Below are 22343 nucleotides of genomic sequence, written 5' to 3'. Positions count from 1 at the left end.
CGCGGTTCGTTTCTCTTAAAGTTGCTTCACTTCCGAAACTAACTTCGCCACCATATCCTTAGCGCTACCAAAAAGCATCGTAGTTTTATCCTTGTAGAACAACTCATTATCTACACCGGCAAAACCCGTACTCATCCCACGCTTAATTACAATCGTCTGCTTCGCCCGATCTACTTCCAAAATCGGCATACCATAAATCGGGCTATTTGTATCACTCCGCGCCGCCGGATTTACCACATCATTTGCCCCAATTATTAAAGCCACATCTGCTTGTTCAAACTGGGGATTAATATCATCCATGTCGTACAACTGGGTATAAGGCACATTTGCCTCCGCCAGCAACACATTCATGTGCCCCGGCATTCTTCCAGCAACGGGGTGAATGGCATACTTGACATCAACGCCCATTTTTTCTAACTGATCTGACAATTCCCGGACGCTATGTTGCGCTTGGGCAACCGCCATACCATAACCAGGTACAATTACCACAGAACGGGCATAACCCAACATCATTGCCCCTTCTTCAGGATCGATACTGCGGACAGTTTGATCGGTTGCACCACCACTAGCAGCAGCACCACCCGAACTAGAACCTGTACCAAAAGCGCTAAACAGCACACTAAATAAGGAGCGGTTCATCGCCTTACACATAATCTCGGTGAGGATTAAGCCAGATGCTCCTACCAAAGCACCAGCGATGATTAACATATTGTTCATCACCACGAATCCAGCCGCCGCCGCCGCCACACCTGACAAGGAGTTCAACAGCGAGATTACTACTGGCATATCGCCGCCACCAATGGGGATGACGAACATCACGCCCAACACTAAAGAAACACCAACCACTCCCAAGAATATGGGTAAGCTATCTGGTGTGATGATTAAATAGGCACTACCTACCAGATAAGCACCCAGAAGCAAGAGGTTAAATGGTTGCTGGAATGGAAATGTAATCGGAGAACCGCTAATTAAACCTTGCAATTTAGCAAAGGCTAGAAAACTACCTGTGAAGGTAACACCACCGATTAACACGTCCAATAGCATGGAAATGTTGACATCTAGGGGTATCGGCTGAGAACTATCTAATAACCGCCAGAATTCGGCAACAGCTACTAATGCCGAAGCCGCACCGCCCAAACCGTTGAGTAAACCCACCATTTGGGGCATTTCGGTCATTTGGACTTTGTAGGCAACGATCGCACCAATTCCCGATCCAATCGCCAAGCCCAACAATATCATCTCGTAGTTCAACACATGCTGATCCAGCATTGTCGCCACAATTGCCAGCAACATCCCCACAGCCGCTACAATATTACCGTTTCTCGCGGTAGCGGGCGATCCCAGCTTTTTCAAGCCCAGAATAAATAACGATGCAGCGACTAAGTACGTCAGCTGAATGCCAGTTGGTAAAAAGTCGCTCACGCCTTAATCTCCTTCTTCTTGAACATTTGCAACATTCTATCTGTCACTAAAAAACCACCCACAACGTTGATTGTTGCTAATACCACAGCAATCAAACCGAGAATTACTGACACACTCGTATCTCTCGCACCAGCAGCAACTATTGCTCCCAGTACAGCAATCCCAGAAATCGCGTTTGAGCCTGACATTAAGGGCGTGTGTAAAGTCGGGGGGATTTTGTTGATGACTTCAAAGCCGATAAAAGATGCCAATACAAATACAAACAAAGCAGCAAGTAATGCCTCTGTCATGCTTGAAAAACTCCTTATGGTAATTTGGCTATTAACCTGCTCCAACGCCGCTCAAAGCTTGTAATGCATCGCGCACTCGTTGATTGCGAATTTCACCAGCGTGGGTAACACAAGCTGCATCAACGATGTCGTCGCTAAAATCCACCTGCAAAGCTTTGTCTTTAATTAGCAATTGCATCAACGATGTAACGTTCTTGGCATACAATTGGCTGGCGTGAATTGGCATCGATGATGGGAGATTGATGGGGCCGATAATTGTCACACCGTTCCACACAATATCTTTACCTGGTTCGGTACAGGCACAGTTACCACCCTGTTCAGCAGCCAAATCCACAATTACTGAACCTGGTTTCATTTGTGCCACCATTTCTTCTGTGACGAGCCGTGGTGCTTGTCTTCCAGGCACTTGGGCGGTAGTAATCACCACATCAGAATTCTTAATATGTTCGGCGACAACTTCTTGAGTGCGTTGTTTACTAGCCTCAGAAATTTCCTTGGCGTAACCACCTGCGGCGACGGTTTCTTCGTCTAATTTGACTTCAACGAATTTTGCCCCTAAGCTTTGCACTTCTTCTTTAACGGCGGGACGAATATCAAAGGCTTCTACCACTGCTCCCAAACGTCTGGCAGTAGCGATCGCTTGCAATCCCGCTACACCAGCGCCCATAATAAATACTTTCGCTGGAGCGATCGTACCTGCGGCTGTGGTTAACATTGGGAAGTATTTCGGTAATGCAGCTGCCGCAATTAATACTGCCTTGTAACCTGCTAATGAAGCTTGCGAGGACAAAGCATCCATACTTTGCGCCCTGGTAGTACGGGGAATCATTTCCATACTCAAGGCTGTAATTTTCCGATTTGCTAGTTGCTGTGCTACAACAGGATTTCCTAAAGGATTGAGGAAACTGACTAATACAGCCCCTTCCTTTAACAAATCAACTTCTGAACGTCCATCTTCTCGTTCTTGTGGTGGGCTGACTTTCAAAAGAATATCTGTTTCGCCCCATAATTTGGCAGTATCGCCAATTATTGTGGCTCCTGCGGCTTCATAGTCAGTATCGCTGAAAAAAGATCGCTCTCCTGCACCCTTTTCTACCCAGACTTCCAAACCTTGCTTTACCAATCGAGCAACGGTGTCAGGAATTAATGCCACACGACGTTCACAAACTTCAATTTCTTTAGCAACTGCTATTCTCATGAAATCTCCTGAAGATAAATACCTAATCTCTGCCAAGTAAGTGATTGTCTAGATGAGGGATATCCCGTATTCATAGTACTTAGGCAGGAACATCAGCTATGACTTTTACTTGTAGATTGAACCTTGAAACTTTCCTCTCCCACTCTTAGCTGTCCAGGCAATGCCTGACTTTGCCGTTCGCAGATGTCATATTTTCAGATAGTTGCAAACAGGGTTACGTATTGCACATCCTAAATTGATTCCCAAATTTTGCATCTTTATCTTCAGCTTATTTTCGGGATTGAGAAATTTTGGTATTTCTGTCTTATAGAGTAATATTGACCCAATTTTGAAGGCTTTATAATTTCCAAATCAAATTTTAATGATTACGACTTTGATTCCAATCCAACCTATTTTAATCAATTTAGCCCAACTTAACTGGCGATCGCTGATGGCACGCCTCAATTTTTATAACAAAATTCTCAAATTTAGAAACACTTATACATATTTAGAAACACAATCCAATCCCAACGGTGTTTCTATTGAGTTCAAAATTTGACCAACCTAGTCATAAAAACAGTACTCTATAAGGGTAATAAAGTAAATTAATTGCATGCAATATTTATTACTAAGTAGTTTTACTGCCGTCTAAACATCAGAGAGGATGGCACTTTTTGTTGTTACTGAACGTCAATTGTCAGGAAGTGAGTAGTAAACTTTAGTAACGAATACTAACACACGGTTATTTTAGATAACAGATTTATTTTTTGGTAGAGGAAGCTCAATTATGCGACGTTTACTTTCCGCTTTAGCCGTGACTAGCTGTTTGGTGACTGGATTTCCAACCCTGACTTGGGCACAAAGTTTACCTGGATTTACGCTGTTTAGCGGCGTTAAAGCCGAAAATCAACTGCCCTTCCGATTAGATTTTGGTGGACAAGCCAATGGTTGGGATCGATATATATTAAGGATTCCAGCCCAAAGAATGAAATTGGCTGTTGGTCAATTTGCCATTACCTACCCTAATTATTACAAAGGAACTTTTGACCAGAACAAAATTGAAGTCCGAGTCAAAGGCAAAGCAGTTCCGCTTTCTGAGGTGAAGTGGGACAAAGAAGGTAAGCTGATTAATATTTTTCCCCAAGAGCCTGTACCAGCAGGTAGCGCAGTTGAGGTAGTCTTATCTAACGTGAAAAATCCATCTTTTGGCGGTGTTTACTACTTTAATTGCCAAGTGCTTTCCCCTGGTGATGTGCCACTATTGCGCTACATGGGAACATGGATTTTGAGCATCAATTAAGAGTGTTGATTGGGTGTAACCAATGCTCAATTCCCAATTCACTAAAAAAGTGATACAATTAGAGATTGTGAGTTTTTATAAAAATCACCTAAGAGGAGAACAGTATGAAAAGAACACTAGGCGGTACTAGCCGTAAGAGAAAAAGAACCTCTGGTTTTCGTGCCAGAATGCGGACACCAGATGGTAGAAACGTGATTAGAGCTAGGAGAAAAAAGGGCCGTCACCGTTTGAGCGTTTAGGGCATATTTAAGCTAAAAGAGTATCTGTGGCTTTGCCTAAAGCAAATCGGCTAAAATCCCGCAAGGATTTTCAGGCAGTTTTCCGGGAAGGAATTCGGCGTAATGGCTCTTATTTAACATTGAGAGCCTTAAAGCCGTCGTCTTCAAGAAAACCTTCTTTGGACACTGCCACTCAGACTACACAACCAATTGACTCACTGCATATTTCCAGCATACGCATTGGCATTTCTATAAGCACAAAAGTCAGCAAAAGGGCAGTGGTTCGCAACCGAATCAAACGGCAAATTACTTCTGCTTTATATAGTTTGCTACCCAAATTATCACCAGGATGGCGGTTAGTGTTCATTGTCAAACCCACAGCAGCAGAATCTAAGTGCGTAAGCCCACAATTTCTGCAAGAATTAGAGCAGTTGTTGGCACAAGCTGAGGTGTTCGATGGGAATTCGTGAAGATGTTTATTATGAAGGTGGCCCCCATATTGGGGATTTAATTGTCAACCTGTTGATTGGACTAACCATTGTCGGGATACCATTGACAGTTGGGGCAATTGTCAGAGCATTGTGGCTGCGTTTCCGCATCACCGATCGCCGAGTTACAGTAAGCGGAGGTTGGCAGGGGCGCGATCGCACTGACATAATTTACTCAGAAATTGTCAAAGTTGTCACAATCCCCCGTGGCATTGGCTTGTGGGGAGATATGGTACTAACCCTAAAAAACGGCAGTCGTCTCGAATTGCGTGCAATTCCCAAATTTCGGGAAGTCTATGACTACATTAATGAAAGAATTGCTGCGAAAAATCCCGAATATACGGTAGCTGCTAATAAGTGATGGGAGTAGGGAATAGGGAATGCCGAATTTGCTCAGATAAAATACAAAATTCAGAACTTCGCACTTACCAAAAAATACATACCACTCCCTACTTCCCTACTTTTGGCATGTGCGGCTATCCGTAGCTAAGGGTAGTCGCACATAATTTATGATTTAGATAAATTAGATTCAGTTAGTTTACAGTACCTCAGGTTGAATTCAGAATAATGGATTTTGGTATCGGCTTTCTCTCGAACAACGTGATGCTGCCAATCATAGATTTCTTCTATGGTATTGTGCCTAGCTACGGATTGGCGATCGTTGCTTTGACATTGATAGTCCGCTTCGCGCTCTATCCCCTGAGTGCTGGCTCAATTCGCAACATGCGGAAGATGCGAATTGTACAACCTCTGATGCAGAAGCGGATGGCAGAAATTAAAGAGCGCTATAAGGATGAACCGCAAAAGCAGCAGGAGGAAATGGTCAATGTCCAAAAAGAATTTGGCAATCCCTTGGCAGGCTGTTTTCCGTTATTAGTGCAAATGCCGGTCTTATTAGCGCTGTTTGCCACTTTGCGGGGTTCACCTTTTGCAAGTGCAAACTACAGCGTTAACCTGCAAATCGTTCCCGCAGAACAAATCGAGCAAATTCAACCGCAAGCCTTTGCGACTGCTCCTCAAAATATTTATATTGCAGATGGGGAACATGTCAAAGTAGCTGCAATCCTTCCCAGTGGTAACAAACTAGCGGTGGGAGAACAAACTAAGATCCAATATCAGACTGTTGAAGGCAAACCATTTCAGGTACTTTTAGCAGAACACCCAGAAAATAAGCTAACTCCTGATTGGAAAGTAACCAAAGGCGAAGATCGCATAAAAATTGATGCTGATGGCAATGTAGAAGCCTTGCAGCCAGGAGAAGTTAGCATTCAAGGAACAATTCCCGGACTAGCAGCAGAAAAAGGCTTTCTATTCATTGATGCTTTAGGCAGAGTTGGCGCACAAGATGCAGATGGCACAATCCACTGGGATATTGTAGCTATGATCGTCTTCTTTGGAATCAGCCTTTATGTTAGCCAAATGCTTTCTGGGCAAAATTCCAGTGGTGGCAATCCGCAGCAAGATACAGTTAACAAAATTACTCCAGTCATATTTTCTGGGATGTTTTTGTTCTTTCCCCTACCAGCCGGGGTGCTGATGTATATGGTGATTGGTAACATTTTCCAAACTGCACAAACTTATCTTCTCTCCCGCGAACCTCTACCAGAAGAACTGCAAAAAATTGTAGAGACTCAGGAGAAAGAAGCAACAGTCATCGAACAAAAAGCATTGCCATTTGAACCAAAAAGTTCTAAGAAAAAGGCAACAGGGGGATCATGAGCAATATTTCGATGCAGCGAGGTCAGCAGTGGTTAAAAACCCTGCTGGAACTCACTGGAGTACCTGCTGAGATTCAGGGTCATTTAGAAACTCCCCAATCTCAAGACAGCGATTCCCCAGAACCAGATAATTACTGGTTGACAATCGATCAAACTAATTTGACGACAGAACAAATCCAGATATTAATTGGTACTGATGGTTCTGTGCTAGATGCGATTCAGTATCTAGCAAATTCGGTTTTAAACCTGAGCCAACCCCCAGAAGAACAAGCCTCTTACACTATTGAGTTGAATGGCTACCGGGTCAAAAGAGAAGCCGAAATTCGCGCACTAGCAGAAGCAGCAGCCGATGAAGTGCGCTTTTCTGGTAGAGAAGTAGAAATCAAATCTCTCAGTTCTGCTGAAAGGCGACAAATCCATACCTTCTTGAAGGAATTTGGAGATTTGGAAACCTTCAGTCGCGGTAAAGAACCGCATCGTCATTTGGTTGTGCGACCAGCTTCGTTGGAAGAAGTTAGGGGTTAGTAGAAACGCGATTAATCGCGTTTCTACAGGAGTTAAGAGTTAATTGAAAGCTCAATATAATTTCAAAATTTCTCTTGTTCCTAAAAGCTAAAATAAAAATGTAGTATCAGTATTATTGCTGGTAATCACCATTAATTTTCGTGAGGATGTCTCACAAATCCTATGGACGCAATTTATATTCCGCAGCTAACTAAAGCCCCGGAGCGGACAGAGGAAGTTCAGGTTAAAGAATTTCTGCCTGGTCTGGAAACATTGACACCAGTTCGCGGTCATGTGCGCGTGCAGCATCATGGTACTTACCTAGAAGTATCTGCTCAGGCAGAAACAATTATTACTTGTACCTGCAATCGCTGCTTGCAGCAATACAATCGCCGCTTAGGGCTTGATACCAAAGAAATCATCTGGTTAGACGAAGCTGCAAATCAAGTAAATGACTTGCCCCTAGAAAGGGAAGTGATTATGGAAGAGTTGCTTGAAACCCTGCCACCCGATGGTCATTTTTATCCCAACGAATGGCTGTATGAGCAGATGTGTTTGGCAGTACCTCAGCGACAATTATGCGATCGCAATTGTCCAGGTATTCCTGTAAGTAATACTGTTGATAGTTCTGATAGTCCTGAAACTCCAGTTGATAACCGTTGGGCTTCTCTGGAAGCTTTGAAAAAGCAACTTCCGGGATCGTAGCTGGAATTTAACTTTTTTAAAGTGCCATTTGGTGCGTTACGGCACAATTAACTATTTTGTACAAAAAATATGTGTCTATAGTACCTAACGCTCCTAATGGCGCTGCAAGACAAAAATGGTGTTAAGAGAAAAATTAAATTATATTTTAAACTGGATTTTCCCAAAATTTTTAATTCATCATCTTAGTCTTGCCACACTATTAAAAAAGTATCTAAATTAGTTTATGTAAGCTTAATTTATATCAACTTGCGCTGCAACCATGAGTCAAAAAAGAAAGAGTCTTTTTCTAAAATGGATGTATTTAGTCAGTGATATTAATAATTTCTTGCCCAATTCACCCGCATTAGCTTGTCCAAATTGTTATCAGCTAGGAGTTGATTTTCAATATGTTGGTGATTTGCAAACAAAGATAGGCTACATGGTAATATGGTGCCCGTTTTGTTTACAAGGAATACACATTTCTAGAGTGAGCATTCCCGATCAAGCTCAGGCTCTTTCTTTTAATTTATCGCCAGAAAAAATTTTAAAGCGAATTCCAAATTTCACTCTTGTAAAGCCAGACTATTGAGAAAAATTTCAAGTTCAATCCAATTTGAGAAAAGTTTTTGGCAAGGACAAATACAGAAGTGCCACAATTAAATTGTATCAACCACCTAATAATTTAGATCATGCTATCAAAACAGAGTGATAGCACCGACAACTCTGTAAACTTGTGGATAGTAGCCTAGAATTCTTGTTATTAGTTTTTAGTTGTTATAAGCGATACAAAGCTGAACAATGAAAGAAGAACTAATCACAACAGCAAAATATGAACTTCCGTGAAGAGTTTAAACTGCTGCTACGCGCCCGCTACCCTTTAATTTATATTCCCACTTATGAGGAGGAGCGGGTAGAAGCAGCTATCCGGGAAGAAGCAACTAACCAGGGTAATCGCCCAGTGTATACCTGGGATTTTGTCGATGGCTACCAGGGAAACCCCAATGATGTGGGGTTTGGGCGACGTAACCCGTTGCAAGCTTTAGAATTTATCGAAAAATTACCAGCTTCCGCACCTGCGGTATTGATTCTCCGAGATTATCATCGCTTTTTAGATGATGTAGCGATCGCTCGTAAACTCCGCAACCTCGCCCGACTCCTCAAGTCGCAACCAAAAAATATTGTTCTACTGTCGCCGCGCGTCGCCATCCCTGACGATTTAACAGAAGTGCTGACAGTCGTGGAGTTTCCCTTACCCGCCGCCGCAGAAATTAAAACTGAGGTGGAACGCTTACTACAAAGTACTGGTAACTCCCTTTCAGGCCAAGTTTTAGATGACTTGGTGCGTTCTTGTCAAGGGCTTTCGATGGAACGGATTCGTCGGGTTTTAGCAAAAGCGATCGCTACCCACGGCGAATTGCAACCAGAAGATGTGGATCTGGTTTTGGAAGAAAAGCGTCAAACTATCCGCCAAACCCAAATCCTGGACTTCTACCCCGCCACTGAGCAAATTTCTGATATAGGCGGACTCGACAACCTCAAAGACTGGCTGATCCGTCGGGGAGGATCATTTACTGATAAGGCCCGACAGTACGGATTACCGCACCCCCGTGGTTTAATGTTGGTGGGTATTCAGGGAACTGGTAAATCGTTGACGGCAAAAGCGATCGCTCACCACTGGCATTTACCCTTACTACGTCTGGATGTGGGAAGGTTATTTGGTGGTTTGGTGGGTGAATCAGAATCTCGAACTCGCCAAATGATCCAAGTAGCTGAAGCTCTCGCGCCCTGTATTTTGTGGATTGATGAAATAGATAAAGCCTTTGCTGGAGTTGGTAGCAAAGGTGATGCAGGAACAGCCAGCCGTGTGTTTGGTACTTTTATTAACTGGCTAGCCGAAAAAAGCTCACCTGTTTTTGTCGTCGCCACTGCCAACGACATCCAAGCCCTACCGCCGGAAATGCTGCGTAAAGGGCGATTTGATGAAATTTTCTTTGTGGGATTGCCCACCCAAGAAGAGAGAAAAGCAATTTATGATGTTCATTTATCCCGATTGCGCCCCCATAACTTGAAAAGTTATGACATCGAAAGGTTAGCTTATGAAACGCCTGATTTTTCTGGGGCAGAGATTGAGCAAACTTTAATTGAAGCTATGCATATTGGATTTAGCCAAAACCGCGACTTTGCTACTGACGATATTTTAGAAGCCGCCAGTCAAATTATCCCCTTGGCGCGAACTGCTGTAGAGCAAATTCAGCAACTCCAAGAATGGGCGGCGGCTGGGAGAGCGCGTTTAGCATCGAAACACAATCCTTTAAGCGAACGCCTCCGGCGCACTACGTAAACGCATTTGGCAGTAGCTACAATAATTGATTAGTTAATAATTGCTGAGTCAATAGTCAACAGTTAATCATGAATTACTATTGACTATTGACTATTTACTACTGGCGATCGGGTTTTAACTATGTTGTCTGGCTTAACAAAATTTATACTTGGGATTTTCTTAGCGATCGCTGTCCTAATAGGTGGCGGCGCTGCAATTGCACTCTATTTTATGAATCGCACCGGCATACCCCCTGCCAAACCTGTTTATTCCAACGATAGCCCCTCGGTGAAAGCCCAAGCTCCAAAAGGAACTGAGCCTGGAGGAGCTAAACCCAGCCTGACACCTGGGACATCTACTAAATCGTCTCCAAGCTCAAGCCCTACTCCCACAGCATCACCAAAGGCTACCCCATCACCAAAAGCATTGCCATCGGGAGCTTATCGAGGGCGTGTTAGTTGGGCTGAAGGCTTGAGTTTGCGATCGCAACCAAATCTAGAGGCTGAAAAAATTGGTGGGGTTGCTTTTAATCAAAAAATTATTATTTTGGAAGAAAGCGAGGATAAAGGTTGGCAAAAGATCCGTTTGGAAGATAGCGAACAAGAAGGTTGGGTGAAAGCAGGTAATACTGAAAAAGTTGATGAACAAAAGCCTGAAAAACCAGAAGATACACAAAAACCAGAGCAATAAAAATTCTATAAATTTTGTTGCTCTGAAACCGTGATGGCTCTTTTAATTTTTCTCCCTTGTTTCTCCCTTGTTCAGAGCAGTTCCCCTACCTCCTGTTTCTTCTGAAAAATTACTTGTAAAGAATCATACAAATAACAAACATGACACAGAGAAAGCAGTATAATCTTGTATGGTCATAACTTGAAAAAAAGCAAGTGAAAACAGGGGTAGATAGCTATTTAACCAAGCTTGCCTCAGTCTATGAGGCATCCGAAAGCGTCAAGGTTGTTCCTACCGTAGCTAATTTCAAATTTTTGAATTGGAAAAAGTTATCTAGCGGTGCAGCGATGCGTCTTTTGTCTGCGGCAATAATTACGGGGCTTCTGAGTATCGCAGGGCAAGCTTTCGCACTCCAAAAAATCGGAAGTAATGGGCCAGAAGTTACCAGTAGCCAGAGGTGTTTAAAAAAGTTAGGCTACTTTAACGGCCCAGTGAGTGGTAAGTTTGCTAGTCTGACTCAAAACGCTGTCATTAAATTTCAGCAAGCGAACAGAATACCTGCTGATGGGGTTGTAGGTATTAATACGCAACAAGCATTACAAAGAGCATGCCAAAGTAGAACTACAGGTAGGAATACTAGTAGTGCATCGCGGTCAAGTGGCCAATATCCTGTTCTCTCTCAAGGCAAAACTGGTGCAGCCGTAACAAGGCTACAACAGCGTCTGCGGCAGTTAGGCTACTTGAATGCTAATGCCACTGGAAAATTTGGCCCAATGACTAGAGATGCTGTGATCAAATTCCAGCGAAATTATCGCATAGCTGCGAACGGGATTGTGAATCGACAAACTTGGAATGCACTACTAGGTTCCTCTCCAACCCAAGCTAGATCGTCTAGATCGTCGAGTCTTTCTACTCAACAAGTGAGAGAACTACAAGGGCGCTTGCAGCAGCTAGGTTATTTTAATACTAGTCCTACTGGGAAGATTGGCCCAATGACTAGAGATGCTGTGATCAAATTCCAGCGAAATTATCGTCTTCCGGTTGATGGCATTGCCAATGCTCAAGTTTTAGATGCAGTGCGTAGAGTCTCAACTGGTGGATCTATTACTCAACAACCGAGCAGAGATTATCTGACTCTAGGCGATCGCGGAGATAATGTCGCATTAGTTCAGGAGCGTTTATCGCAGTTGGGTTTTTCTAATACCAATCCTGATGGATTCTTCAGTGATTACACTAGAGCATCTGTAATTTCATTCCAGCAATATTCTCGAATTAATGCTACCGGAAATGTAGATTGGCAAACTTGGCAAGCATTAGGGTTGGATAGCTCAACTGGGGGCAATTATACTGATGCAAATGGCTCTGTATTACCTGAAACTCGCTATCTAGTACCTGTTAATACTGGCTATGCTACACCTGAAAATAATCGCTATGTATTACCTCCTGCCAATGCCTATGCTGTACCAGGGACTAATGGCAACACATTAGTTGCTAGTAATCCTTACAGAGTAATAGTGCCAATTTCGAATAACGATACTCTGAGTAAGGTGCAACAATATATACCCAATGCGGTGACAGAGCAATCCCATCTAGGGGATTATGTGAATGCTGGAGCATTTAGCGATCGCGCACAAGCCGAAACCCTAACCAAAATGCTTCGCTCCTATGGTCTGGATGCACGGGTAAAATTCAATTGAAGAAGAATAAAGAATTCAGAATTAGGCGGGAATTCGGCCCATTTATCCGCCAGTCAAACAGAATACCCAACTGAATTCTGGCTCCTGACTCCTGAATTCTTCCTGTTAAATTGACAAACTCAACTGCGAACCTTCTTGAGTTTTATTCACCTCAATCCTGGCTTGGAAAGCTTCTTTGAGGTGGGGCATGTGGGTGACAGTGAGGATGCAGGCAAAATCGGAGGCGATCGCATTAATCGCTGCAATCAAGCGATCGCATCCTTCGGCATCCTGTGTACCAAAACCCTCATCCACAATCAACAATTGCAACGCCGCCCCCGCCCGTTGCGCTAATAATTTTGCCAGGGCTAAACGGATGGCAAAGTTAATTCTAAAGGCTTCTCCACCAGAGTAAGTTTCATAAGATCGCGTTCCTCTAGAATCGGCGATTAAAATATCTAGGGTGTCTATCAGCTTGGCATTTTTCTTGGTTGATTTAGCACTGCGTCCAGCTTTTTGAGTAATAAATTGTACATGAAACTGATTACCACTCAACCGCGAAAGCAATTGATTTGTCTCGGCTTCTAGTTGTGGTAACACATTCTCAATCATCAGTGCTTGGATGCCATTTTTACCAAATGCTTGCGCTAATTCTTGATAAACACGATATTCCTGCTTGCAAGATTGTAATTGCTGCTGCTGTTGTTCATACTGAATTTGCAGCGTTTCCAGTTGAAGCGCCAGCTGTTCCAAACGCCCCAACTTGGCTATTTGCTCATCAAGTTGCCGTCTGCGGATTGCTAACTGCTGCTCTAAAGCTTGAATTTGGGCAGATGGGTTAGCTGTTGCTTGTAGTTGCTGGATAATGCTTTCGATTTGTCCGCCAAGTTTTTGCCGCTCCGTTACTCTGGCGCTTCTGGATTCCTCTAACTCTTGCAATCTCGTCTGGAGTTGGGGATACTGCTGCTGGGCTGATAGCAGTTGTTGATACTGCAAATGCCAGGATTGAGCTTGGCGAACAGCCACACGTAAACTATTGTGCTGCTCGGAACTGTAGCCAATTTCAGTAATGTGACGTTCAAGAGCCGCAATTTGTTTAGCACATTCAGAATCAGTCTGATCCTGCTGGATTCTGACTTGTAATTGAGCAATTTGGGATTGTAATTCTGGTTTTCGGGCTAATAGTTGCGCTTGTCGCTTAGTAGCATCTTTAATCTGCCCTTGTTTAATTTCTGCCCATCGCCACCGCTCAACTTCACTCCGGGCGAGGGCGTGATCTTGTTCATTATAATTAGCTTGTTGCAGATATTGGTCTAACTGCCGGAGTTCGGCTTGCTTATCGGGAGCATAATCACCAGCTTGGAGCGATCGCTCTAAATGCTGTTTTTCGGCAGCAATTTGTTGTAACTGTTGTTGCACATCAGTTGTGGCTTCTAACTGGGCTGCCAACTGCCCTCGCTGCTCACGTAAACCATCGTAACTCGCCAATTGTTGAGAAATTTCTCGATATTCCTGCCTAAGTACCTGAATTTCTCTGTCAGACACAGCCATTTGTTCCCGGACTACCCAAAACTGCCCTTGGGTATCCTCTAACTCAGCCTGGGTTTTTTCCACCACTCGGCTCCAGTGATGTTCATCCAGTGGACGTTCGCATAATGGACAAAGTGCTTCAGGATTTTGCAGCATTTGCAATTTCTGCTCTAATTCTCCCAATAGCTTTTCATAGTCCCGTTGATGAGCTTGCAGACGTTCGATAAAGTGTCGCCTTTCATGCCCTTTTTCCTGCACTCGTTGCAGATAAACCCGCTTTTTCTCCAGTTCCTCAATCTGGATTGCCACATCCATCACCGCTTGTTGCAGTTGCGGTTGGCGATGCTGCTGGCGTTGCAATTGGTTCTCAGTACTTTGGAGTTGTTCGAGTCGCGCTACTAAACCAGCATGAGTGCGATCGAGTTGGCTTTGTAAAGTTGCTCGTTGTTGCAACAACGGAGTCACTTGCATTTGCAGTTGATCCAGACGAGCAACATGGTGACGGGCTGCGGCTAATTGTGACAAAGCAGCTTCTACTTCACCTGATTTAGTTAGAGTTTGCTGAATATCTCGCTCTTGTTGGTGCAAAGCTTCTAACTGCGCTTGGGCTTGTTGCAGTTGCCGTTCGATTTCGTGAATTTGTTTGGTAAGCTGTTGTTGCTTTTGTTGGCGAGTCTGCCCAGCGCGGGTGTATTCTTCAAATTTGGCAGCAAAGGCTTCTTCTTGAGATTGGAGACTTTGATATTGGGCGTATCCAGCTTTAATCTCAGCTTCTTGGTGTAATATTTTTTCTAAATCTGATAACTGAGAGCCAATAGCTGATTGTTCTTGTTGGAGGCGATCGCAATCTTGGGTAAGATTTTGGTATTGCTGCTTTACAAAACTAAGTTGTTGTTCCCAATTTTGGCGCTGATGCTGGACAACTTGCAAACTTTGCAATTGAATATTATCAAAAGCTTGCACCTGTTGCAGTTGGTTGAGTTCGGCTTCTAACTCTACTCTTTGCGCTTGAGTTGTCTCGCGTTGTTGCAACTGAACTTTTATCGACTCCAAAGAACGCTCTAACTCTACTGCCCTGGCTTTGAACTGACGAGAAGATTCCTTTGCCCGTTCTTCCAAATCATCGTACTGATTGAGCTTCAACAACTCCGCTAAAATTTCTTTGCGTTCCGTCGGGCGTTTGAGCATGAACTCATCTGCACGGCCTTGACGTAAGTAAGCAGAATTAATAAATGTATCGTAATCGAGCTTGATGTGTTCTAAAATCAAATCCTGTGTTGCTCTTACCCCTTTACAAGTGAGTGAGCGAAACCCAGATGGTATTTCTATTTGAAATTCGAGGACGCTAGTACCTCCCCGAATTCGGGTACGAATCACGCGATATTTTTGCTGGTTGCTTTGAAAAGTAAAATCAACCCGAACTTCTTTCGCCCCAGAATAGATAACATCATCTTCAGCAGTGGCGCGGCTTTCACCCCAAATTGCCCAAGTGATTGCTTCCAGAAGCGAAGATTTACCCGCACCATTGGAACCCGAAATACAAGCCGTATGCAAACCACGAAAATCTAAAGTTGCATCACGGTAACTAAGAAAGTTTTTGAGGATAAGTTGTACTGGGATCATTCACGCTATAGCGCCACATCTACTTTTAATAGTTAACAGTACAGATGCACTGTTTGTTAGTTTAGCTATCTAGATATCAGGTTTCTAGTCTTGAAGACATCAATTTTACAAAAATTAATAATAAGATGAGCAAATTTCTCTTGTTGGATGAAAAATTTTTGCTATTTTCGGAGAAAAATGAAACTTCCGTGGAGAGCGATCGTTATTTCTTTCTGTCGTCTGCGGTGAAAAAATTATAAGAACTGTGGCGAATTTTCGAAAGACTATGAGCGATCGCACCAAAAACAATTTTAAGCATCAAGTCTCTTTTGACTGATTTACAAGCTAAAGGGAATGTATGCCAAAGCCGAACTTCTAACCTGCCTGAAAATATTGGCTGCTCACACCTTACTATTAAGAACATGAATTTACCAATCAACTGATGATCGAGGAACGAGAAAGAGCCGATAATGATTCGCCGTGGAAAGAAATCTTAGAAGCCTACTTTCCCCAAGCAATGCAGTTTTTCTTCCCCCAAACAGCAGCATTAATTAATTGGGAACGTCCCCATGAGTTTCTCGATAAGGAATTTCAACAAATAGCACGGGACGCTGAACTTGGTAGAAGATATGCAGATAAGTTAGTCAAAGTCTGGCAAATTCAAGGAGAAGAAATTTGGCTGTTGATTCATGTCGAAGTTCAGGCCAAATCGGAAGATGCCTTTGCTCAAAGGATGTTTTCTTACAACCTGCGAATTTTTGACAAATTTGCTCAACCAGCCATTAGCCTAGCAATTTTGTGTGATGCTGACCCTACTTGGAGACCAAATCAATACAGTTACAATTATCCCGATTGTGGTCTGAATTTTAGATTTGGAACTATCAAACTGCTGGATTATCAACAACAATGGACAGAGTTAGAGAATAGCGATAATCCGTTTGCAACGGTGGTAATGGCACATTTGACAACCCAGCAAACTAGTAAAGAACAAGGGCTGCAAGAAAGGGATATTCGCAACCTCTATCGTTTTATCGATTGGGTTATGATTTTACCAAAAGCGTTAGAAGCAGAATTTTGGCAAGAATTTAAGTTATTCGAGCAGGAGCGTACCATGAGTTACATTACTACAGGCGAGCGCATTGGCTACGAGCGAGGAAAGGAAGAAGGAAAACAGGAAGGTGAGCAAGCACTTGTCTTACGACAGCTACAAAAACGGGTAGGAGAGTTACCCGACGAAGTTCGGGAACGAATTCAAAGTCTTTCTCTAGAACAGTTGGAAGCACTAGGTGAGGCTTTGTTAGATTTTAGTGCGATCGCTGATTTGCTTAATTGGCTACAAGCTCATCAAACAGTTTAGTGCATGCGATCGCACCTTTCATTGATTTATGAAAAGTAGCCCACACTACTCCCCACATCACGAGTGAGGTTCTCCCAACAATACAATTGAGCATTTCAATTCTCGAATTAACTGCGTTGTCACTTCGCTGACGGCTAATCCGCCGGCTGTGCGATAACGAACGGAACGCAACACCGCTAAATCAAACGCCTGAGCCTCCCGAATTATCACTCTAGCAACATCATCACCCCTGATTGTTTGGATATTTGTATTCACCTCTAATTGGCTTTTAGAGGTAATATCAGACAATTGAGATACAAAGTTTTCTACTCGAGTCTGAGGTGTTTTGCGATCGCATACATGTAACAGCACAACTTCAGCCTGATTAACATCAGCCAAAATTTGGGCTAACCGTAAAGCACCGATGGTTTGGCGTGTTAAGTCTCCAACTGGTACAAGAATTCTTTGGATTGTTTTAGGACTGCTCAAAAGGCGTGTTACTGCTACTGGACAGTGAGAAGACCAGAAAACGCTATCAATTACACTACCAAATAAGCGGGCACGCAAACCTGTTGTCCGCGACCAGCCCATGACTACTAAGCTAGCATTTTGTTCTCGACTGGCACGGCTAATTCCCAACGCTGCATCATCATCAATCCGAATTGCTGGCGATACTTCTACCTCAAATTCTTGACTAATTTCTTTAGCTAAATTCAATCTTTCTCGACTTTGGTCGAGTGCTGTTACTAATTGCGGATCATCCATCTGAATATGCGCTCTAGTAATAGCCAATGGCACAATTTTTCCAGATTCATGACTAGCCAGTAGTGCTGCCATTTCTATTAGATAGCGCTGGGTTTGAGGGTTGTATATTGGCACTACTACAGTAAATGGATACTGATTTTTTTCTACTTGCTCATCTTCATTATTTTGCCACCAAGTTGTCAAACTATCTGTTTCAAAATCTGTCTGAGAAAGCTGTAGGGAAGGAGCAAATCGTGATGTGATCACTGGGCCTAAAATAGCAGTCACCAGCATGAGGACAATCACACTGTTTAAGACAGCTTCACTGATTAAGCGTTCACCAGCAGGATTTACAGTTTGATAAGCAACCAACGTTGCTGCTAGTGTGGCTGCTACCTGTGGTAGTGACAATGACCACATCGTTAGCAATTCCGCCGTGTTGTAGCGATACAACAATTTGGCTAAGAATGCTGCTATAAATTTGCTGCCAATCAAAGCTATTACAATTACCAGAGTCAGCCAAATTGAACTGAGGGTTTTGATAAATGCAGGGATATTGATCAATAATCCCATGTCCACGAAGAAACAAGGGATAAATAAAACACTACCAATAAACTCGATTTTTTCTTTGACTGGGCTACGCCCCAGAACGTCGTTGACAGCTAAACCTGCTAAAAACGCACCAACAATTTTTTCAACTCCAATTACCTGCGCTCCGACAGATGCCAAAAATAATGCTAGTAATATAAACAAAAACTGGTTACTTTGTTCATCCCCAGAGCGGCGAAAAAACTCTTTTCCTGCCCAGTCAAAGCCAAACAGGACAACAGCAGTGTAAATTGCTAATCCACCCAATAAAATCGCTAAACTCATGGCGGAGAATTGCCCTCCATGAATTCCAACACAAATCGCTAATACTAGCAAAGCACCTGTGTCAGTAAAAATTGTGGCACCAATCGTGACGGTTACAGCTTCATTCGTGACCACTCCCAGACGACTTACAATTGGATATGCTAAGAGAGTATGAGAAGCCAGTAAAGAACCAATGAGGAAGGAGGCATTCCAACCAAAATTGAATAATCTTCCTGTAGCAATGCCAGCAAGAAGTGGAACTAAAAATGTTAAAATGCCAAACCCAATTGAGCGATTTCTAGTTTTACGAAACTGCTCTAAGTCAATTTCTAAACCTGCCACGAACATCAAATAAAGTTTGCCGATCTCCGAGAGCAGATTGATAGTTTCAGACTCAGGGTTTAATAACTTTAGTCCATTTTGTCCTAATAATATACCTGCGACTAACAACCCCACTAATCCAGGTAGTCTTAGTCGCTCAAATATAGGGGGTACAGTAAAGATTACTGTTAGGAGAATCGTAAATGCAACGATAGGACTGTCTGTTAACGAGTTCAGTGCCATGTCTAAATAATTAAGATTAAATAGAAAACATACAATAGCTCTAAGAAAATTTACTTAAAACTTGTCTATGATTCAGTTTTATTGGTTACAAAAAGCTAAATCGTTAACAGCATAAATGTTGCGATCGCAATCACGACTCTACCTAAAGAAGGGGTTGTTTACATCTACAGGTTTAAATAATAATGGAATTTATAGTAAAAAAAAGATTAAATGTTTAAATACTAGTAAATAGTACCAAAAAGTCATAAAACGCTGATATTTACTTAAAAATAGCAGTTCTCGTTAAAATGACTAGAGGCGCACATATTTGTGTCCCTACTTCTGTGCGCCATATCTAGAAAAATCTGGAAGACCGTACTTATGAGTTCCTATCAATGATAATTTTAAGCATTGGGAACCCCTAAAAATCAGAGTTTATGAACGCAGCCGACGATAAAACGATTGTTCGTGAGTATTTCAATTCCACAGGGTTTGACCGTTGGAAGCGAATCTACGGCGATGGCGAAGTCAACAAAGTTCAATTAGACATTCGCAATGGACACCAGCAAACCGTAGATACAGTTATCGGCTGGTTAAAGGCTGATAACAATTTACCAGAGCTATCAATCTGCGATGCTGGGTGTGGTGTCGGTAGTCTCAGCATCCCTTTAGCGGTAGATGGTGCCAAAGTCTATGCCACCGATATCTCTGAAAAAATGGTAGAAGAAGGCAAGGATAGAGCAAAGCTTACCTTGGGAAATGAGGAAAATCCCACTTTTGCTGTGCAGGACTTGGAATCGTTGAGCGGTAGTTACCATACCGTTATTTGCTTGGATGTTCTCATTCACTATCCCCAAGAAAAAGCCGATGAGATGATATCTCATCTCTGTTCTTTAGCACAGTCACGGATAATTCTCAGTTTTGCGCCAAAGACCTGTGCCCTGACTATACTCAAGAAAATTGGCAGTTTCTTTCCTGGGCCAAGTAAAGCGACTCGGGCATATTTGCATCGTGAAGCTGATGTGGTGAGAATCTTGGAAAGTAATGGCTTTTCATTGCAAAGAAAGGCGATGACGAAGACTCGCTTCTATTTTTCTCGCCTACTTGAAGCTACACGCAACTAAGTTTAGGATCGCAGCAAGATCAAATTATACCTTTGCTGCGATTTAAAAATCTGAAGGCTTAACACTGGTAAGTATTCTAGTATAGCGATCGCTCTGATTGGAAGCATAAACAGTTATTATAGCGATCGCATAGCCATATTTAAGTAATAAAGGCAAAATTTATCCTGTATCTTACCAAATAAATGGAATCAAACGAGAACTAGATTGTTGATACTCTGCATACTCTGGATACTTGACAGACATTGCCTGTTCTTTTTGAGATATACGCCAAAGATAGAAGATAAAAATGTATCCCGGCACTAAATAAGCCCAAAAGGAGCCAGCTACAACGCTAAAACTTAAGTACCGCAGCAAATCTGCAAAATAATTGATATTGCGAGAAAAACGCCAAATATTATCACGTACTAGTCCAGCTTGAAACTGTTTAGCGGTGAGCTTTTGGACATCAGCAGTGGCATTGATCAGACTACCAAAAATGTAGAGTAAAAGTGCAATAGCCGCTGTTGCCATTGATAAGGGAACAGGATTGATAAATGCTAAGTATCCAGGTAAGACATAAAAAAATCCTACAATTAATACTGTAAAAATGAGAGTTACTACCCCAGATGGCTCATTGAATATCTTTTGTCGTTCTGGAAACAACCATTGTTCCAGCAACCACCACAGACAGTAGCTAATATGTAGACACATATAAATAACCTGTCGCCAGTCTTGGATACCGAAAACGATAGCAAAACCAATCAAAGAAATAATTGTAATGACTTTTGCCAAATTAATGGCTTTTAATACGGTTATTCCAGGGTTTTCAGCGTTGACAGTGTTCTGCATAAGTTATTGAAATAAAAGCTCTTCATTACTTATTATGCTAAATACATCTGTAGAGAGTTTGTAAGACAAGCGAGCAATTTAAGCGAAGATCGTTGAAGCAAGAATCACGCGATTTTGAGTTGTGTGAGGTTCAAATATTGGAACCTTTACGAAAGTCAGGTTAAAATCGCTAGCAAAGTTCAAATTTGAAGTGGAACTATGAAAACTGCTGAAAAATTGGCTGCCGGTTGGCTACTGACATTTGGATTTATGTTTGTAATGCTATCAGCAGCAGAGGTATTTAATAAAACGACTATGGAAAAATCAATCACCCTACCCTTATCCTGGGATGGCTCGATTGAGTTCGTAGCACCAACAGATACCCCTGTAATTGATAATACTGCGGTAGAACGTCTAATTTTTGGTGTTCCCAGCCTAACATTGGGCACATGGTTAGCATTGGGATTATATCGTCAAAGTCGGCAAGAAAAAAAGGCCCTTAATCAACAAGTTAGCGATCGCCTGCAATCGATTTTTTATGGGATGCTACAAGAAAATCATGGGCGTGTAACTGTTTTAGGCTTCGCAATGAAGTCACAACTACCCGCAGCCCATGCTAGGCAGTATTTAGACGAAAAAGCTAAAGAATTCAATGCAAACTTTAAGGTGAACGAAGAAGGGGCAGTATCATATCATTTTGATGTCTAATTGTCATTTGTCAATAGTCCTTTGTTATTTGTCCTTTGTTATTTACCAATGACTAATGACCAATGACTATTTTACCAACTTACGGCTAGGTCTAATGACGCAGATTTTTTTGAGCATAGCTGCCATTTTAGGCGGTTTGTCAGTTGCTGCTGGTGCTTTTGCTTCCCATGCCTTGCGGGAAAAAATTAGTGAGCGATCGCTAGAAATTTTTGAAACTGGCGCTTGTTACCAAATGTATCATGCTCTGGCACTTTTTCTAGTAGCAATACTAATTAGTCGCACTGAGTCCCCTCAACCCACTCTCATCGCTAGTGGATGGCTGTTTCTCGCTGGCATTGCTATTTTCTCAGGTAGCTTGTATGCCATTAGCTTAACTGGTATTAAGTCCTTGGGAGCGATCGCACCACTAGGCGGGGCAGCCTTTCTCGCTGGTTGGGGTACCTTAGCTTTTGCTGCTTGGAATTTTAAGTTGTAAAAAAGTTAGAAATTAATAGTTAAGGGAATACCAAAAAATAAATTATCCGATATTTGTAGGGTGCTTTTAGTTCACATATCGCAGTGTATTACCTCGTTCTATCTAACGCATCCTACAAATTGGATATTTTTTTAGTTGGAAGTCTTGAAAGCAAGA

General features: G+C 42.5%; 22 protein-coding genes. 16 read left to right on the top strand and 6 right to left on the bottom strand.

Going from position 1 to position 22343, the window contains the following annotated elements; all coding sequences use genetic code 11:
* Positions 1-15 precede the first annotated feature (15 nt).
* Genes G1O98_RS01900 through G1O98_RS01890 form a run of 3 tightly spaced genes read right to left on the bottom strand, consistent with a single transcriptional unit; the run spans position 16 to position 2910 of the window.
* A complete protein-coding gene (locus tag G1O98_RS01900; RefSeq protein ID WP_163926914.1) occupies positions 16-1422 on the bottom strand; it encodes an NAD(P)(+) transhydrogenase (Re/Si-specific) subunit beta in 1407 nt (468 codons plus the stop codon).
* Positions 1419-1712 carry an NAD(P) transhydrogenase subunit alpha gene (locus tag G1O98_RS01895; protein WP_012408294.1) on the bottom strand — a complete coding sequence of 98 codons (294 nt, stop codon included), beginning with the start codon at positions 1710-1712 and terminating at the stop codon, positions 1419-1421. The genes G1O98_RS01900 and G1O98_RS01895 overlap by 4 nt, the downstream gene beginning before the upstream one ends.
* A 31-nt stretch (positions 1713-1743) precedes the next feature.
* Positions 1744-2910 (bottom strand): Re/Si-specific NAD(P)(+) transhydrogenase subunit alpha, encoded by a 1167-nt coding sequence (locus G1O98_RS01890; protein ID WP_163926913.1) that lies wholly within the window; start codon positions 2908-2910, stop codon positions 1744-1746.
* 361 nt (positions 2911-3271) lie between these two features.
* Between G1O98_RS01890 and G1O98_RS01885 the strand changes: the two genes are divergently transcribed.
* The 12 genes from G1O98_RS01885 to G1O98_RS01830 all read left to right on the top strand — a co-directional run bounded on the left by G1O98_RS01885 (position 3272) and on the right by G1O98_RS01830 (position 12487).
* The gene (locus G1O98_RS01885) at positions 3272-3448 is read left to right on the top strand and encodes a hypothetical protein (protein WP_163926912.1); all 177 of its coding nucleotides are present in this window, start codon (positions 3272-3274) and stop codon (positions 3446-3448) included.
* 228 nt (positions 3449-3676) lie between these two features.
* Positions 3677-4189 carry a DUF2808 domain-containing protein gene (locus G1O98_RS01880; RefSeq protein WP_163926911.1) on the top strand — a complete coding sequence of 171 codons (513 nt, stop codon included), beginning with the start codon at positions 3677-3679 and terminating at the stop codon, positions 4187-4189.
* A 104-nt stretch (positions 4190-4293) separates the two neighbouring features.
* Positions 4294-4428 carry a 50S ribosomal protein L34 gene (gene rpmH / locus G1O98_RS01875; protein ID WP_012408291.1) on the top strand — a complete coding sequence of 45 codons (135 nt, stop codon included), beginning with the start codon at positions 4294-4296 and terminating at the stop codon, positions 4426-4428.
* Positions 4429-4454: 26 nt separating this feature from the next.
* Complete coding sequence (gene rnpA / locus G1O98_RS01870; protein ID WP_163926910.1) at positions 4455-4877, top strand: ribonuclease P protein component; 423 nt, start codon at positions 4455-4457, stop codon at positions 4875-4877.
* The gene (locus tag G1O98_RS01865) at positions 4864-5256 is read left to right on the top strand and encodes a PH domain-containing protein (protein WP_163926909.1); all 393 of its coding nucleotides are present in this window, start codon (positions 4864-4866) and stop codon (positions 5254-5256) included. The genes rnpA and G1O98_RS01865 overlap by 14 nt, the downstream gene beginning before the upstream one ends.
* A gap of 206 nt (positions 5257-5462) precedes the next feature.
* Complete coding sequence (gene yidC, locus G1O98_RS01860; RefSeq protein WP_163926908.1) at positions 5463-6614, top strand: membrane protein insertase YidC; 1152 nt, start codon at positions 5463-5465, stop codon at positions 6612-6614.
* Positions 6611-7138, top strand: coding sequence for a R3H domain-containing nucleic acid-binding protein (locus tag G1O98_RS01855; protein ID WP_114081017.1), 528 nt, complete (start codon positions 6611-6613; stop codon positions 7136-7138). The genes yidC and G1O98_RS01855 overlap by 4 nt, the downstream gene beginning before the upstream one ends.
* A 162-nt stretch (positions 7139-7300) precedes the next feature.
* On the top strand, positions 7301-7822 hold the full coding sequence (locus tag G1O98_RS01850) for a DUF177 domain-containing protein (protein ID WP_163926907.1): 522 nt from the start codon (positions 7301-7303) through the stop codon (positions 7820-7822).
* A 259-nt stretch (positions 7823-8081) separates the two neighbouring features.
* A complete protein-coding gene (locus tag G1O98_RS01845) occupies positions 8082-8390 on the top strand; it encodes a hypothetical protein (RefSeq protein WP_163926906.1) in 309 nt (102 codons plus the stop codon).
* 240 nt (positions 8391-8630) lie between these two features.
* Positions 8631-10142 (top strand): AAA family ATPase, encoded by a 1512-nt coding sequence (locus G1O98_RS01840; protein WP_163926905.1) that lies wholly within the window; start codon positions 8631-8633, stop codon positions 10140-10142.
* Positions 10143-10262: 120 nt separating this feature from the next.
* Positions 10263-10811 (top strand): SH3 domain-containing protein, encoded by a 549-nt coding sequence (locus tag G1O98_RS01835; RefSeq protein ID WP_163926904.1) that lies wholly within the window; start codon positions 10263-10265, stop codon positions 10809-10811.
* Positions 10812-11005: 194 nt separating this feature from the next.
* Positions 11006-12487 carry a peptidoglycan-binding protein gene (locus G1O98_RS01830; protein WP_163926903.1) on the top strand — a complete coding sequence of 494 codons (1482 nt, stop codon included), beginning with the start codon at positions 11006-11008 and terminating at the stop codon, positions 12485-12487.
* 105 nt (positions 12488-12592) lie between these two features.
* Here G1O98_RS01830 and G1O98_RS01825 read toward each other — a convergent pair whose 3' ends face one another.
* Entirely contained in the window at positions 12593-15619 is a 3027-nt protein-coding gene (locus G1O98_RS01825) for an SMC family ATPase (protein ID WP_163926902.1), read from the bottom strand.
* A 421-nt stretch (positions 15620-16040) separates the two neighbouring features.
* Between G1O98_RS01825 and G1O98_RS01820 the strand changes: the two genes are divergently transcribed.
* Positions 16041-16955: a DUF4351 domain-containing protein gene (locus tag G1O98_RS01820; RefSeq protein WP_163926901.1), complete on the top strand. Its 915-nt coding sequence runs from the start codon at positions 16041-16043 to the stop codon at positions 16953-16955.
* A 57-nt stretch (positions 16956-17012) separates the two neighbouring features.
* Here the strand turns inward: G1O98_RS01820 and G1O98_RS01815 are convergent, their stop codons facing one another.
* Entirely contained in the window at positions 17013-19094 is a 2082-nt protein-coding gene (locus G1O98_RS01815) for a cation:proton antiporter (RefSeq protein ID WP_163926900.1), read from the bottom strand.
* A 416-nt stretch (positions 19095-19510) separates the two neighbouring features.
* On the opposite strand from G1O98_RS01815, the gene bchM reads away from it, so the two are divergent.
* Complete coding sequence (gene bchM / locus G1O98_RS01810) at positions 19511-20197, top strand: magnesium protoporphyrin IX methyltransferase (protein WP_163926899.1); 687 nt, start codon at positions 19511-19513, stop codon at positions 20195-20197.
* 171 nt (positions 20198-20368) lie between these two features.
* On the opposite strand, the gene G1O98_RS01805 is transcribed toward bchM, so the two are convergent.
* The gene (locus G1O98_RS01805; protein ID WP_163926898.1) at positions 20369-21025 is read right to left on the bottom strand and encodes a DUF1295 domain-containing protein; all 657 of its coding nucleotides are present in this window, start codon (positions 21023-21025) and stop codon (positions 20369-20371) included.
* Between the two features lie 198 nt (positions 21026-21223).
* On the opposite strand from G1O98_RS01805, the gene G1O98_RS01800 reads away from it, so the two are divergent.
* Complete coding sequence (locus tag G1O98_RS01800; RefSeq protein ID WP_114081027.1) at positions 21224-21712, top strand: hypothetical protein; 489 nt, start codon at positions 21224-21226, stop codon at positions 21710-21712.
* 94 nt (positions 21713-21806) lie between these two features.
* Positions 21807-22187: a DUF423 domain-containing protein gene (locus G1O98_RS01795; protein ID WP_163926930.1), complete on the top strand. Its 381-nt coding sequence runs from the start codon at positions 21807-21809 to the stop codon at positions 22185-22187.
* The last annotated feature ends 156 nt before the right edge of the window (positions 22188-22343 follow it).

Origin of the sequence: Nostoc sp. UIC 10630, assembly GCF_010747425.1 — a bacterium.
Classification (GTDB): domain Bacteria; phylum Cyanobacteriota; class Cyanobacteriia; order Cyanobacteriales; family Nostocaceae; genus Nostoc.
The sequence above is the reverse complement of the archived record's forward strand: the minus strand, read 5'-3'. Positions and strand labels throughout refer to the sequence as shown.